The sequence below is a fragment of the Sorangium sp. So ce204 genome (assembly GCF_051526795.1).
Classification (GTDB): Bacteria; Myxococcota_A; Polyangia; order Polyangiales; family Polyangiaceae; genus Sorangium; species Sorangium cellulosum_B.
On sequence record NZ_CP150317.1, the window covers coordinates 359,902 to 375,623 of the forward strand.

4 protein-coding genes are annotated in these 15,722 nt (G+C 74.0%); 3 read left to right on the forward strand and 1 reads right to left on the reverse strand.

Features of this window, described 5'->3' with window-relative positions:
* Positions 1 to 99 precede the first annotated feature (99 nt).
* From WMF22_RS01400 to WMF22_RS01410, 3 genes are all read left to right on the forward strand, one after another.
* Complete coding sequence (locus WMF22_RS01400) at positions 100 to 11,319, forward strand: tetratricopeptide repeat protein (protein WP_438034597.1); 11,220 nt, start codon at positions 100 to 102, stop codon at positions 11,317 to 11,319.
* Between the two features lie 14 nt (positions 11,320 to 11,333).
* Complete coding sequence (locus WMF22_RS01405; RefSeq protein ID WP_438034598.1) at positions 11,334 to 12,317, forward strand: aminotransferase class IV; 984 nt, start codon at positions 11,334 to 11,336, stop codon at positions 12,315 to 12,317.
* Positions 12,318 to 12,469: 152 nt separating this feature from the next.
* Positions 12,470 to 13,303: a hypothetical protein gene (locus WMF22_RS01410; RefSeq protein WP_438034599.1), complete on the forward strand. Its 834-nt coding sequence runs from the start codon at positions 12,470 to 12,472 to the stop codon at positions 13,301 to 13,303.
* 113 nt (positions 13,304 to 13,416) lie between these two features.
* On the opposite strand, the gene WMF22_RS01415 is transcribed toward WMF22_RS01410, so the two are convergent.
* A complete protein-coding gene (locus WMF22_RS01415; protein ID WP_438034600.1) occupies positions 13,417 to 15,690 on the reverse strand; it encodes a hypothetical protein in 2,274 nt (757 codons plus the stop codon).
* Positions 15,691 to 15,722: the final 32 nt, after the last annotated feature.

A 15,722-nucleotide genomic window follows, 5' to 3' on the forward strand; every position in this document is an offset into this window, starting at 1 on the left:
AACCGTGTCGTCCGCCCGGCTATCTTCGCCCGGCCCGTGAACGGACCGGACCGAATTCGCGAGGTCCGCGGAGAGACGATGAGCGTTGAGACGATTCGGATGGCCCTTGGGCGTCTGCAGGATGAGCCCGAGAACGAGGCAGCCTGGAACGAGCTCGCGGAGGCCGTGACTGCTCCGAACAACGGCGCGGGCCCCGGGGACGTCGAGCGCCTGCTCGGCGCGGCGCGCGGGCGGCACGAGCAGCGGAAGGAATGGCAGGCCGTGGCCCGCCTCCTCGAGCTGGAGATCGCCCTCGCCGCAGGCAGCGCCGTCGAGCCCGCGATGCAGGCCGAGCTCGCCCGCGTCTACCACGAGGAGCTCATCGACGTCGATCGCGCGGCGGCCGCGTACAAGCGGCTGCTCGAGCTGCGCCCCGACGACGACGCCGCGGCCGAGGCGCTCGAGACCGACGCCTCGAAGCGCGAGCGGTGGCGCGACCTCGTGGACCGGTACGTGGCCGAGGCCGAGGGCGCGACCGACGGCGCCTTCAAGAGCGCGCTCTACACGAGCGCGGCCGACATCGGCTACCGCTACGGCCGCGCCGAGCTCGGCGCCAGGGTGGCCGAGCTCATCGAGCTCGCCCTGCTGCTCGACCCGAAGAACCTCCGCGCGGCCAACCTCGCCGAGATCGCCTTCTCCTCCGCGGGGGACTGGGACGCCGTCGTCCGCGTCCTGTCGCTCGTCAAGGGCGAGGCCCAGCTCAAGGAGGACCGCATCGCGGCGGCCGTCCGCGCGGCGCGCACCGTCAAGGCCCGCCTGAGCGACCCGGCCCGCGCGGTCGCGGCGTACGAGGAGCTGCTCGACCTCTCGCCCGGCCAGCCCGAGGCGCTCTCGTTCCTGACCGAGGCCTACTCCGCCGCGGGCGACTGGGATCGCCTCGTCGCCCTCTACGAGGACCAGCTCCGCAGCGGCGGCGTGAAGCCCGGCGAGGAGCTCGGCATGCTCGTGCAGATCGCCATGGTCCACTGGCGCATGCGCGGCCAGCCCCAGGCGGCCGAGCCCTATTTCGACCGCGTGCGCCGCGCCGACCCGGCGCACGCCGGGATGCTCAACTTCTACCGCGAGGTGCTCGAGCAGCGCGGCGACAAGCCGCGGCTCACGACGATCCTCACGGACGCGCAGCGCGCCGTGCCCGACGGCCCCGAGAGGCGCGCCATCGCCACGGAGCTCGCGCGGCTCGCCGAGTCGCAGGAGAACGCCGCCAAGGCGATCGAGCAGTACAAGTCCGTGCTCCGGACCGACCCGGAGAACCGCCAGGCGCGCGACGCCCTGAAGCGCCTCTACCTGCAGACCGAGGGGTACAACGCCCTCGTCGAGCTCCACCGGCAGGACCTGGAGCGCACGCCCGCCGACGACGTCGCGGGCAGGGTCGCGGTGCTCCGCGAGATCGCCGGGATCTACCGCGATCGCGCCAAGAACGACGCGGCCCTCGTCACGGTCCTCACCCAGATCGTCCAGCTCGACGACAAGGACGTCGACGCCGTGCGGGAGCTGACCCGCATCTACGAGTCGCTCGGGCGCTGGCGCGACCTGCTCTCGTACCAGCAGCGCCTCGCCGAGCTGACCGAGAGCCCCGCCGAGAAGGCGGGGCTCTACCGCGCGGTCGCGCGGCGCTGGTTCGACCAGTTCTCCAACGTCCAGAACGCCATCGCGGCGTACGAGGCGCTGCTCACGGTCGAGCCGATCGACGAGGAGGCGCAGCAGAAGCTCCGCGAGCTGTACCTGAAGCGGCGCGCCTGGCCGCAGCTCTTCTCGCTCTACGAGCGCAAGCTCGAGGGCGCCGAGGGCGCCGCGAAGATCGAGCTCCTCGGCGAGATGGCCAAGCTCGCCGCCGAGCGGCTCGACCGCGGCGCGGACGCGATCGCGCTGCAGAAGCGGATCCTCGAGCTCGACCCGAGCGCCCCCGGGGTGCTCGACGCGCTGGAGAAGCAGGCCGAGCGCGAGAAGGACTTCGCCACGGTCGCCGAGGTGCTCGAGCGCCGCGTCGACCTCGCGGCCGACGACGCGGCGCGGCTCGTCTCGCTGCAGAAGCTCGGGGCCGTGTACGCCGAGCGCCTCAAGGATCCGGCCCAGGCGGCGCGGACGTGGCGGCGCGTGCTCACGCTCTCGCCGGGGCACGCGCGCGCGCTCCGCGTCCTGCGCGACGCGTACTTCACCGCGGGCGACTGGGACGGGCTCGAGGAGCTCTACGCCTCGCAGAACGACTGGGAGGGCCTCGTCGACTTCCTCTCGGGCGCGGCGGACAAGGCGACCGACCCGGCAACGAAGCTCGACATCTCCTTCCGCGCGGCCCGGATCTTCGAGGAGCAGCTCAAGGCGCCCGAGCGCGCGGCGCGCTCGTACGAGCGCGTGCTCAGCGTCTCGCCGAAGGACGCGCGCGCCGCGGCCGCGCTCGTGCCGATCTACGAGGAGGAGGAGAAGTGGGCCCGGCTGCCGGCGCTCTACGAGATCCTCCTCGACGCGACGGACGACGCCGAGGCGCAGGTCGGCATGCTGCGCAAGCTCGCGGCGGTGACGGGCGGGCCGCTCTCGGACAAGCCGAGCGCGCTCGGCTACGCGCGCCGCGCCTACGAGCTTCAGCCGGACGACGAGGGGCTCGACCTGCTCGAGGCCTGGTCGCGGGCGGCGGGCTCGTGGGGGCCGTTCGTCGAGGCGGTCGAGGGCCGGCTGCGGACGGCGGAGGACCTCGAGACCGACGTGCAGCGCACGCTGCGGCTGAAGCTCGCCGAGGTGTACGCGCGCGAGATGGGCAAGCTCGACGAGGCGGTGACCGTCTACCGCGGCCTCGTCGAGGATGACCCGTCCGACGACGACACGGTGCGGGCGCTCGACGCGCTCCTCCGGGCGAACGAGCGGCAGGCCGATCTGCGGTGGCTGTTCGAGCTCAGGGCGAGCCAGGTCGGGGGCGAGGATCGCGCCGAGATCCTCGAGGAGTGGGCGACGCTCGAGGAGGAGGTCTTCGGCGACCCCGCGAAGGCGATCGAGCTCCTGCGCAAGGTCATCGCGCTGACGCCCGGGCGCATCAACGCGCTGCGGGTGCTCTCGCGCCTCCTGAACGCCGCGGGCGAGTACGAGGCGGCGTCCGTGATCGTGGCCACGCACCGCGACGTCAGCGAGGGCGACGAGCGGGCGCGCCGCGAGATCGAGCTCGCGACGCTCTACCTGGACCGGCTGGATCGGCCGGCGGACGCGTTCGAGGCGGCGGTGCGCGCGCTCGATCTGACGGCGCACGACCCGGACGCGATCACCGTCCTCTCGCGGCTCGTCGAGCGCCCGGAGACGCGCGTGCGCGCGGCCAAGGTGCTCGCCGTCGAGTACGCCGAGACGGGCAACCACCGGCGCGAGGCCATGGCGCTCCGGGTCATCCTCGAGTCGGAGCGGGATCCGGCGCGGCGGCGGGAGCTCTACCTCACGCTCGCGAGCGTCGAGGAGGCGAAGCTGCACGCGGCCGGGACGGCGTTCGACGCGCTCCTCCGGGCGCTGCACGAGTTCTCGGACGACATCGAGCTCTGGGATCGCGCCGCCGAGCTGTCGCGGCGCGCCGGCCGCCCGACCGACCTCGCGGAGGCGTACCGCGTGCACCTCGTCGCGGGCCGCACCGAGGGCGACAAGGTGCTCGGCAGCTCCGTGGAGGTCGAGCTCTGCGAGCGCGCGGCGAGCCTCCACGACGAGCAGCTCGGCGACCCGGAGGGCGCGAAGCCCTACCTGGAGCGGGTGCTGAGCCTCGACCCGAACAACCACCGCGCGTTCGAGCGGCTGAAGCAGATCCTGACGGCGGCCGAGCGGTGGGGCGAGCTCGAGGAGCTCTACGACCGCGCCGCGAAGGGCACGACGGACCAGAGCGAGCGCATCGAGCTGCTCAACGAGGTGGCGCTCATCGCCGAGGAGATCATCGGCGACGCCGCCAAGGCGATCGGCTACTACGAGCGCATCCTCGAGCTCGATCCGTTCTACACGGCGGCGCTCGACTCGCTGGAGAAGCTCTACGAGCGCGAGGGCCGCTTCCGCGACCTCGCGGCGCTCCTCGAGCAGCGCCTGAAGACGGCGACCGAGGCCGAGAGCGTCGAGATCAAGCTGTCGCTCGGCAGCATCTACCTCGACCGGCTGCACGAGCCCGAGGGGTCGCTCGGGCACCTCGAGGACGTGCTGCGGATCCGCCAGAACGACCCGAAGGCGCGCGAGCTCGTCGAGCGGCTGCTCGACATCGGGGCGCTCCGGCTCCGGGCGGCGCGCGTGCTCGAGGCGGTGTACGAGGCGCGGGACGAGATCCGGCAGCTCGTGCGGGTCCTCGAGATCCGGCGCCAGGGCGCCGAGACCGAGTCGGAGCGGCGCGAGCTGCTCCGCCGGGTCAGCGTGCTCCAGGACGAGCGGCTCAGGGACGACGCGGGCGCGTTCGCCAGCCTGTCGGAGCTCCTGCCGCTCGAGCCGGAGGACCTCGCGGCGCGCGAGCGGCTCATCGAGATCGGCCGGCGCCTCGGCGAGCACGAGCAGGTCGCCGAGGTGCTCACGGCGGCCGCCGACGCGTGCGGGACGGCGACCATCCGCGGCGAAATCCTGATGGAAGTCGCGAGGATCTGCGAGGACCTCCTCGGCGACGCGGACCGGGCCGAGAAGGTCTACCGGCGCGTGCTCGCCATCGATCCGACCGATCCGACGCTGGTGATCCCGGCGGCGCAGGCGCTCGGCCGCATCTACGCGGCGAAGGAGCAGCACCAGGCGCTCGCGGGCGTGCTCGCGATCGAGGTGCGCCTCGAGGAGAACGTCGAGACGCGGCGCTCGCTCTACGAGCGCATCGGGACGCTGCACGAGACGGTGCTGGACGACCCGGCCAAGGCGATCGAGGCCTGGCAGGCGCGGCTCGGCGACGACGGCGCCGACGTGGCGGCGCTCGCGGCGCTCGAGCGGCTCTACGAGCGGACGTCGCAGTGGCGGGAGCTCGTCTCCGTGCTCCGGGCGCGGGAGCAGTCGACGACGGAGCCGGAGGAGCGGCGGCGCGCGATGACGAAGGCGGCCGAGACGCTCGCGCAGAAGCTCGCCGACGTGCCCGAGGCGATCAACGCGTGGCGCGCTGTGCTCGACGAGTTCGGCCCCGAGCGCCCGACGCTCGCGGCCCTCGAGGAGCTCTACGAGCTCGACGAGCGCTGGGTCGACCTCGCCGAGACGCTGGAGGTGGACCTGTCCCTCGCGGTGGAGACGCCCGCCCGGCTCGACCTCTTGGCGCGGCTCGGCGACGTGCGGCGGCTGCACCAGGCCGACGCGACGGGGGCGCTCGAGGCGTACCGCCAGGCGCTCTCGCTCGACCCGTCGAACGCGCGCTGCCGCGCGGCGCTCGAGGCGATGCTCGAGCGGGAGGACGCGCGGCGCGACGCGGCCGAGACGCTCGAGCCGCTCTACGAGGCGGACGGCGACGCCGAGCGCCTGCTCCGGGTCCTGGAGATCAAGGTCGAGACCTCGGATCTCCCGAGCGAGCGGCTCGCCACCCTGCAGAAGTCGCTCCGCACCGCGGAGGGGCCGCTCGGCGACACGTCGCGGGCGTTCGGCTACGCGCTCCGCGGCGTGCGGGAGGCGGCGGGTGAGCCCGAGGTGACGACCTGGATCGCCACGGTCGAGCGGCTCGGCGAGGCCACCGGGCGCTGGTCCGAGGTGTGCGAGCTGTTCCAGCGCATCGCGCCGGACATCCTCGACGGCGACGTGCAGCAGAACGTGCGGCTGCGGGTCGGCGAGCTCGCGCGGCACAAGCTCGACGACCGCGAGCTCGCGGTCGAGCAGTACAAGAAGGCGCTCGAGGCCCGCGGGGACGACCGGCGCGCGATGATCGCGCTGGAGGAGCTCTACGGCGAGGCGCGCGACGCCGGGCGGCTGCTCGAGATCCTGAAGCTCCGGGTCGAGAACGCCGAGACCGACGAGGAGAAGACGGGGCTGCTCTTCCGGATCGCCGAGCTCGAGCGGGGCCCGCTCGGGGACCAGGCCGGCGCGATCGCGACCTACGAGACGATCCTCGACATCGCGCTCCACCCGGACGCGATCGCGGCGCTGGACGGCCTCTACCGCGAGGCGGGGCGCTTCCAGGACCTCATCCGGCTCTACGAGCGGCAGCTCGACGTGCGCGCCGGCGACCTCGCCGAGCTGCACGTCAAGATCGCGCTCGTCGCGCACCGGCACACCGAGGACCTGCAGCGCGCGTTCGACGAGCTCTCCGAGGCGCTGCTCATCGATCCGGCGCACGAGGGCGCGGTCTCGCTGCTCGAGGCGATCCTCGAGGGCTCGGCCGAGGCGGAGCACAGGGCGCGCGCCGGCGAGATGCTCGAGCCGGTGTACCTGCGCCGGGCGGACTGGAACCGGGTGAAGATCGCGCTCGACGCACGCCTCGCCGCGAGCCAGGACCCGGTCGAGCGCCGCGATCTGCTGCAGCGGCTCGCGACGCTGCACGAGGAGCAGCTCGAGGATTACCGCGCGGCGCTCGAGACGGTGGCGAAGCTCCTCCACGAGGACCTCACCGACGAGGGGGTCTGGGCGGAGCTCGAGCGGCTCGCGAAGGTGGCGAGCGCGGAGCGGCGGCTCGCGGAGATCTACGCGGCGGAGCTCGGGGAGCTCACCTCGGACGACGCGTCGAGCGCGAAGCTCAGCCGGCGCACCGGCGAGCTCTACGCCCAGCTCGGCGACGTGGCCGACGCGCTGCGGTGGTACCGGCGCGCGCACGAGTTCGAGCCGGACTCGCGCGAGCTGTTCGACGCGATCGACGGGCTGCTCGTCAAGGAAGGGCGCCACGCCGAGCGCATCCAGCTCTACCGCGCGGCGCTCGACTACCGGAAGGACGAGGACCGGCTCGACGCACTCCACACGATCGCGCGCCTGGAGCGGACGGAGCTCCGCGAGCCCGCGCTCGCGATCGAGACGTACCGCGCGGCGCTCGACGTCGACGAGGACGACGCCCGGGCGCTCGACGCGCTGACGGAGCTCTACCGCGAGCTCGACCGGCCGCGCGACCTCGCCGATCTCTACCTGCGCCGGGCCGAGGCGGCCCCGAACGGCGAGCGGGCGGCGCCCTACCGGCTCGCGCTCGCGGAGCTCCTGCGCACGCGGCTCGAGGACACCTCGGGCGCGATCGATCAGCTCGAGGCGATCGTCGGCGAGGTGCCCTCGCACGCCGAGGCGATCCGGGCGCTCGAGGCGCTCATCCAGGATCCGGAGCACAAGGCGCGGGTCGTCGAGATCCTCGGCCCGCTCTACGAGGGGGCGGACGACTGGCGGCAGCTCGTCCGGCTCAACGACGAGCGGTTCGGCCTCGCCTCGGACGCGCGCGAGAAGGTCGCGGTGCTCCGGGAGACGGCGAAGCTCTGGGAGACGCGCGGCAACGACGAGCTGCGCGCCTTCGACGCGATCCGGGCGGCGTTCGGGCTCGATCCGGACGACGGCGAGACGCGCGGCGAGCTCGAGCGGCTCGCCGAGCAGCTCGGCGCCTGGGAGGAGCTCGCGGAGAGCCTCGAGCAGGGCGTGAGCACCACGTCGGACGAGCTCACGAAGCGCGAGCTGCTCTCGTCGCTGGCCAAGGTCTACGACACGCGCATCGACGACCCGCGCCGGGCGCTCCGCGCCTACGCGCGGCTGTCCGCGCTCGACCCGAGCGATGCCGAGCCGCTCGAGCAGATGGACACGCTGGCCGTGCTGCTCAGCGACTGGGACACGCTCATCTCCGTCCTCGAGAAGAAGAGCGAGATGGCGTCGGACGAGGAGAACGCCTCGATCTGCCGGCGCATCGCCGAGACCAAGCTCGAGATGCTCGAGGACACCGAGGGCGCCATCCAGGCGTACGAGCGGGCGCTCGAGCTCGATCCCGAGAGCGCGATGACGATCGACGCCCTCATCGAGCTGCACGAGCCGCGCGGCGCCGCGAGCCGCCTCGTCGAGCTCTACGGCCGGCGCGTCGAGCTCGCGGGCCCCGACGAGGAGGAGCTGCGCTACGACCTCAACGTGCGCGCCGCCGAGCGCTACGAGCGGGATCTCTCGAGCCCGCGCGACGCGATCGCGGCGCTCAACGCGGCGCTCGAGGCGAAGCAGGGCGATCCGGCGGTGCTGTCCTCGCTGGAGCGGCTCTACCGGGCCGAGCGGATGTGGGACGAGCTCCTGTCGAACCTGATGCTCCAGGCGAGCGCGGCCGCGGACAGGGACGCGCGCATCAAGCTGCGGACGGCGATCGGCGACCTCTACGCGGGGGAGCTGGAGAGCCCGAGCGACGCGATCGAGCAGTACCGGCTCGTCCTCGACGAGGACGCGGTGAACGACCACGCGATCCAGGCGGTCCGCGCCATCGGCGAGGGCCGGGAGGAGCTGCGGCTCGACGCCGCCGAGGTGCTCGAGCCCGTCCTGCGCGCGGCCGGCCGCCACGAGGAGCTCGCGGCCGCGCTCGAGCTGCGCCTGCGCGCGCAGACCGAGCCGACCGACCGGGCCGCGACCCTCCGGGCGATCGCCCTCGTGCAGGACGTGCAGCTCGGGCGCCCGCTCGAGGCGGAGCAGGCGCTGCTCCGGGCGCTGGAGGACGCGCCGGACGACGCGTCGCTGCACGGCGAGATCGAGCGGCTCGCGGAGCGCACGGACGGCTTCGGCCGCTACTGCGACGCGCTCGCGCAGCGGGCCGCGGCGACGTTCGACGCGACGATCGCGAAGGACCTGTTCCTGCGGATCGGCCGCATCGCCGAGGAGAAGCTCGGCGACGACCGGCGCAGCGCCCAGGCCTACGCGAAGGCCGTCGAGCACGCCGGCGACACGCCCGAGCTCCTCGAGGCGCTCGACCGGCTCTACGGCCGCCTCGGCGACGAGCGGGCGCTCGCGGACGTGCTCGAGCGCCGCGTCGCGGTCACGCCCGGCGATCGCGATCAGGCGGATCTCTTCTACCGGCTCGCGGTGATCCAGATCGGGTCGTTCAGCGACAAGCCCCAGGGCCTGAACACCCTGCGGCAGGCGCTCGATCGCGCGGTCGATCACGAGCGGGCGAGCGGCGCGCTCGAGGCGCTCACCGAGGACCCGGCGCTCTTCGACGAGGCGGCCGAGGCGCTCGAGGGCGTCTACCGGACGCGGGGCGACAACGCCGCGCTGGCGCGCCTCTACGAGAAGCGCATCCGCTTCGCGCCGGGCGGCGCGGAGCGGATCCGCATGCGCCTCGACCTGGCGAAGGTGCTCGAGGTGCGCTCGAACGACCCGAGGGCGGCGCTGGAGACCCTCGAGAAGGCGCTCGCCGACGACCCGTCGGACCCGGACGTGCTCGGCGAGATCGAGCGCCTGGCCCCGCTGACGGGCGGCTGGGCGAGCGCCGCCTCCGCCCTGGAGCAGGCGGTGCGGGCCGGGACCGAGCTCGACGGCGACACGGCGCGCGACCTCTGGATGCGCATCGCCGAGTGGCAGAAGAACAAGGTGGGCGACGCCAAGGCCGCCGAGGCGGCGTACGAGGCGGCGCTCACGCACGATCCCACGAGCGAGCACATCCTGCGGTCGATCGAGGAGCTGCAGCGGGCGCCGGGGCGCGAGCGCGACCTCATCGGCACGCTGCGCCGGATCGCCGCCCTCGACGGCATGGAGGGGAGCGCGGGCGAGCTGCGCCGCGAGGCGAAGGAGCTGGCGGAGCGCGCGCTGGGCGACCGCGAGCTCGTCGAGGCGATCCTGCGCGAGATGATCGCCGCGGACGAGGGCGACACCTGGGCGCTCGCCGAGCTCACGAAGGTGCGGGAGGAGGCGGGCGACCACAAGGAGGTCTTCCGGCTGCTCGTGCGCCAGTCCGAGCTCTACGCCGAGGCCGAGCGCATCCGCGACGCGCGGCACGCCGCCGCGGCGGTCGCGCGCGAGCGGCTCGGCGACGACGCGGCGGCGATCGAGCTCTACGAGACGCTCTTCGAGGCGGATCCGGGCGACGAGCGCGCCGCGACGGCGCTGCGCGAGCTCTACGCGAAGGCCGGCAAGCACAAGGAGCTGCTCGCGCTGCTCGAGCGGCTCACCGACCTGGCCGAGTCGCCCGAGGCCCGCTCGGCGCTGCGCCTCGAGAGCGCGGAGATCTGCCTCTCGCGGCTCGACGCGGTGAGCGAGGCGACCGAGCACCTGCGCGCGGTCCTCGACGAGCAGCCCGACAACGAGAAGGCGACGGTCCTGCTCGCGCAGCTGCTCGAGAAGACCGGCCGCGATCAGGAGCTGTCGGACCTGTTCGTCACGCAGATCGAGCGCGCGAAGGACCGCGGCGACGTCGCGGCGGAGCTCTCGTACAGCGTCCGCCTCGGCGAGGTCTACGAGGCGCGGCTGAACGACACGGCGCGGGCGATCGAGACCTACCGCGCGGTCCTCGAGCGCGAGCCGCGCCACCACGGCGCGCTCCTCGCGCTGGCGCGCCTGCACGAGCAGCGCGGGGAGAAGGCCGAGGCGGCGCAGCGGCTTGAGGTGATCCTCGAGGACGCCCTCGGCGCGGAGGCGGTGGCCACGGCGCTCCGGCTCGCGGATCTGCACCGGTCCCTCGGCGACGAGGGGGCGGTCCGGCGCGTGCTCGAGCGGGGGCTCGCGGCGGACGGGTCGGCGCAGGAGATCAGGAAGCAGCTCCTCGCCCTCTACGAGAAGCAGCAGGCCTTCACCGAGCTCGCCGATCTCATCACCGGCGACGCCGAGGCGGCCGCGCAGCCGGCCGAGAAGGTGGCGCTCTACCGCAAGGCGGCCGGCATCCACCTGGCGAAGCGGGACGATCCCGGCCGCGCGGCGGACCTCCTGGTCAAGGCCACCGAGCTCGTGCCGGGCGACCGCGAGCTCCTGCTCGCGCTGTGCGACGCGTACAGCGCCTCGGGCCGCGGCCAGAAGGCCGCCGAGGCGCTCCAGCAGATCGTCGAGTCCTACGGCGGCCGCCGCTCGAAGGATCTCGCCGCGATCCACCACCGCCTCGCCAAGGCCTACCTGGCCGAGGGGCAGCGGGAGCGGGCGCTCGCCGAGCTCGACATCGCCTTCAAGATCGACCCGGGCTCGATCGCCATCCTCCGCGACCTCGGCGTGCTGGCGCTCGATCTGTCGGAGTCGGGCGACGACGCGGCGAAGGCGGCGCACATCGATCGCGCGCAGAAGACCTTCCGCGCCCTGCTCCTCCAGAAGCTCGACGAGGGCGCGCCGATCAGCAAGGGCGAGGTCTTCTATTACCTCGGCGTGATCAGCCACCGTCAGAACGACGACAAGAAGGCGATCCAGATGCTCGAGCGCGCGCTCGACAACGAGCGCGACTTCGCCCCGGCGAAGGAGCTCCTGGCGCAGCTCAAGAAGTGACGTAATCTCGCCGCGTGACGCGGCTAGTCAGCATCGATGGTGTCATCCACCGGCCGGAGGAGGCCAGGGTCTCGGTCTACGACCGCGGCTTCCTCTACGGCGATAGCGTCTTCGAGACCATCCGCACCTACGGCGGCGAGCCGTTCGCTCTGGAAGAGCACCTCGCCCGCCTGGAGCGCTCGGCCGAGCGGATCGCGATCGCCCTGCCGATCCCGCGCGACGAGCTCGGCCGCGAGGTCGTCGCGCTGCTCCGGGCAGCGACGGCGGCCGGGAGCGCCGGGGCCACGGCGGGCGCTCAGGGCTCGGCGTCCGCCGCGGGCTCGGCCGCGCCGCTCGAGAGCACCATCCGCGTGATGCTGACGCGCGGCAGCGGTCCGCTCGGGCTCGATCCCTCGCTCGCGGGCGCGCCCCTCCGCGTCATCCTCGTCGAGCCGCTGAAGCCGCTGCCGGGCGGGCTCTACCGCGCGGGGATCGCGGTCGTCACGATCCGCACCCAGCGGGCCGGCGACGCGGCGCCCGGCGCCAAGGTCTCGAACTACCTCGAGAGCCTGCTCGCCCTGCGCGAGGCGCGGGCCGCGGGGGCGCACGAGGCGCTGATCCTCGACCCGTCAGGTCATGTCGTGGAGGGCACGACGTCCAACGTCTTCCTTGTCGAGCGGCGGCCCGCGTCGCACGAGGGCGCGGAGGACCCGGGGCACCTGCTGATCACGCCGCCCAAGGAGGCGGGGATCCTCGTCGGCATCACCCGGGCCCACGTGATGCACGTCGCGGGCGAGCTCGGCATGCCGGTGTGCTGCGAGCCGGTCACGATGGCCCGGCTCCTCGCCGCCGAGGAGGCGTTCATCACCTCGAGCCTCCGGGAGATTGTCCCGGTCGTTCGCGTGGACGCCCACACGATCGGCGCGGGTGTCCCCGGCCCGAAGACCCGAGCGCTGCACGCGGCTTTCCGCAGGAGGGTGGGTGCTGGTGCGATGCCCCTCCCGTGGGAGACGCCCTGAGCCCGCTGCGCCCCGGCTCGACAGCGTCGAAATCTTGCGATCCATGACGTGTCGCTCGGAGCGCGCGTCCAAGGAACTGGCCGGCACGTTCCCTGCGCGGGTCGGATGGGGCTCGCACTTCGCCCGCCGTACACTCTGCCCGAGAGGAATCCATGATGAATCGCTCGCTTCGAATCGCCTGCTTCCTGGTGTGCTCCGTGTCCGCTGCAGCGACGGCCGGGTGTGCCCTGAGCATCGACGACAACTCCATCACCGCCGAGACCCTCGTGCGTTACGAGGGCACCAAGGAGCGCGCTCGGGTCGAGTACCTACCGACCCAGAGCGTCCGCATCGTGAGCGAGAACGGGGAGGTCGAGGTCGTCACCGGGGGCGTGAGCGAGGTCGAGGTCACCTTCTCCCCGTTCACGATGCGCAAGAAGGACGAGCGGGAGGTCGCGGTGGAGGAGATCGAGAACGACCTCAAGCTCGCCGCGATCACCGACGGTGATGTCGTGATCTCGACGCGGCGCGTCTCGGGCGGGTGGGGAGGGCTGGGCGCCGACATCCAGGTCATCCTGCCCGCCGCGTTCGACGGCGGGCTCCGCGTCGAGCAGGACAACGGCGGCGTCGAGATCAACCTGGACGGCGCCCCGTCCCGCGGCACCACCGTGGTGAGCGACAACGGCAGCATCGACGTTGTCGGCGCGCGCGGCGCGATCGACGTGTCCACCGACAACGGCCATGTCTTCGTCGACCTCGACGCGTGGAGCAGCTCCGATGGCGCGATCAGCTCCGGCAACGGCGCGATCGAGCTCTCGGTGCCGGCCGGGGTGGACGGGACGATGACCGCGCACACGCTCCACGGCGACGTCGTGGAGCAGGGCATCCCCTCGACGTGGGCCACCGCCGGCGAGGGCAGCGCGACGTCGTACACGATGGGGGACGGCGACGGCGGCCTGCTCGAGCTGTTCACCGAGAACGGCGACATCACCATCGCGGTGAAGTAGCTCCGCCAGGACAAAAGCCGAGAGGCGAGCGCCGGGTCGCCCCGGGCTCGCCTCTCGGCTTCTGTGTCACCGGCTTCGCGTCGCCGGCGCGCCGGCGAGGCCGGCGCTCCCGATCAGCCGCCGGTGGACGGCTGGGCCTCGGGGCTGGAGCCCTCGGCGGGCTCCTCGCCGCCCGCCGCGGCGTCCCTCGCGGGCGGGACGGCGCCGGCCGGGACCGGGATCCGCAGCTGCCCGCCGCCCTGCTGCGCCAGCACGCCGAGCGCCTTCTGGAAGAAGGCCGCCAGGAAGGGGATCTCCCGCGGCGGCGAGGTGATCAGCCCGGCGTCCTTGATGGCGCGCGCGACGGCGAGGGCGGTGGTGGCCGCCGCGTCGCCCCTGCGCGCCCGCAGCGACACGGCGCTGCTCCGCATCCGCGTCGCGAGCTGCCCGCGCACCTCGGGCGAGAAGAAGCGGTCGGTCGCGAGGTCGATCTCCTCCCGCAGGGCCGTGTTCACCAGCCCGGGATCGCGCATCCCGGCGGCCCCGAGCCGCTGGCCGACCTTCTGCAGGAGCTCGTCGAGCGCCGGCCGCGAGGGCAGCCAGTGCCGGAACTCGGGCTCGTCGTGCAGCGCGGCGGAGCCAGCGATCTGCGCGGTCACCTGCTCGTCCGTCAGGCTCTCTTCGAGGTCCGCCACCGGGTGCCTCGGCTCGGCGTCCGGCGCGGGCTCGATGAGATCGCGACACCCCTCGAACCCGAGCGGCACGACCTGCCCCGACACCGCGTTCTGCCGCTTCGCGGCCGCGATCCGGTGGCGCGCCCACTCCAGGGAGACCGGTACGGGCGCCGTGCCCAGGTTCTCGTACGCGCGCACGCGGCCCTCCTTGATCTGCGAGCCGCTGAGCCACCCCGCGCCGGCGTGCAGCACGCCGACCGAGTCGCGCACGATCACCTCGGCGATCCGGTAGCGGCCGCTCGTGTCGCGGCTCGTGATCGCGATGGCCTCGGTCCCGCTCGAGTCGGGCGGGATGAGCGTCGCCTCGACCACCTCGGCGCGCTCCTCCGCGAGCCGCACAACGCGCGGGCGCGTCGGGATCGCCGCCCCGCGCGACTTGAGCACGTTGAGCGCGCGCCGCGCCGCCTTGCGCGCCGCGCCGGAGGCGTCCTCCGACTCGGCGGCGGCCGCGATCGCCTCCGCGTTGGACGCGCCGAGCCAGGCGTCGACGAGCGCCGGCGCGGCGTCGCCCGCCGCCTTCAGCGCCTCGAGCGCCCGATCCCAGCCCGCCGCGAGCACCTCGGCGTCGAAGTCGACCTTCGCCGCCCCGGCGCCCGGGCTGCTGCCTTCCGGGCGGGCGCCGCTCTCGGCCTTGCTCTTCGCCGTGGCCGCGGCCTGCTGGGCCTTCGCGGTGCGCGCGCCGAGCGCCTCGCGCGCCGTGAGCGCCGGCTTGTCCGCTGTCGCGACCGGCTTCGCCTTGGCGGCCGGCAGCGCGAAGAGGAGGTGCGCCGGCTTGGCCGGGCCCTGCGGCTGCCGGGCGCTCTTGCCCGTCACGACCGTCGCTGTCGCGCCCTGGCCGACAACGGTCACCATCCGGTCGCTCTGCTGCTGCTTCGCCGCGGCGGGCGCTCGTCCTTCGGCGCCCCCGGGGCCCTGCGGCCGCCCGCCTTCTCCTGCCGGCCGCGCCGAGAAGCCGCGGTCGGGCCTCGGCCCGCGCTCGGGGCGCGGCCCGCGGTCGGGCCTGGGTCCACGGTCGGGCCTGGGCCCACCGGGCCTGGGTCCGCGGTCGGACCAGGGGCGGTCGGGGCGCGGCCCGCGGTCGGGCCTCGCGCCCTGCTCCGCGCCTGCTACCTGCGCCGCTCCAGCACCAGCGCCCTGCTCGGGCCTGGGTCCACGGTCGGGCCTGGGCCCGCGGTCGGGGCGCGGCCCGCGGTCGGGCCTGGGTCCACGGTCGGGGCGCGGGCCGCGATCGGGCCTGGGCCCGCGGTCGGGCCTCGGCCCGCCGGAGGCCGCGGCGGGCCGCTCGGGCCTGGGCGCGCGGTAGTCGCGCACCACCCGCGGCGCGGCGGCCGGCGGCGGCGCGGCGTCCTCGGTCGTCGGCGGCGCGTCCGCGAGCGCCGGCCGCTTGCGGGGCGCGATGACGTCCAGCAGCGAGCCCTGCGGTTCCTTTGCGGCGGCCTTCGACGAGGGACGCGGCGCCTCGCCTGCGGCCTGCGCCGGCGCGCCCTCGGCGGGCTCGTCGGTCCGCTTCACGCCGCTCGCGCCGCTCGCGCCGACGGACGTGCTCGCCGAGCGGACGACCCTCCGCGCGCGCGGCTTGTCTCCGCTCTCTGCATCGGAGGCGCCCTCGCGCGCAGATTCGGACACTGCGCTGGCGGTCCGCTCCGTGCTCTCGCTCTCGTTCTTTGTGCTCATGTCGAGGCTCCCGGGGACATAGTGGAGATGGG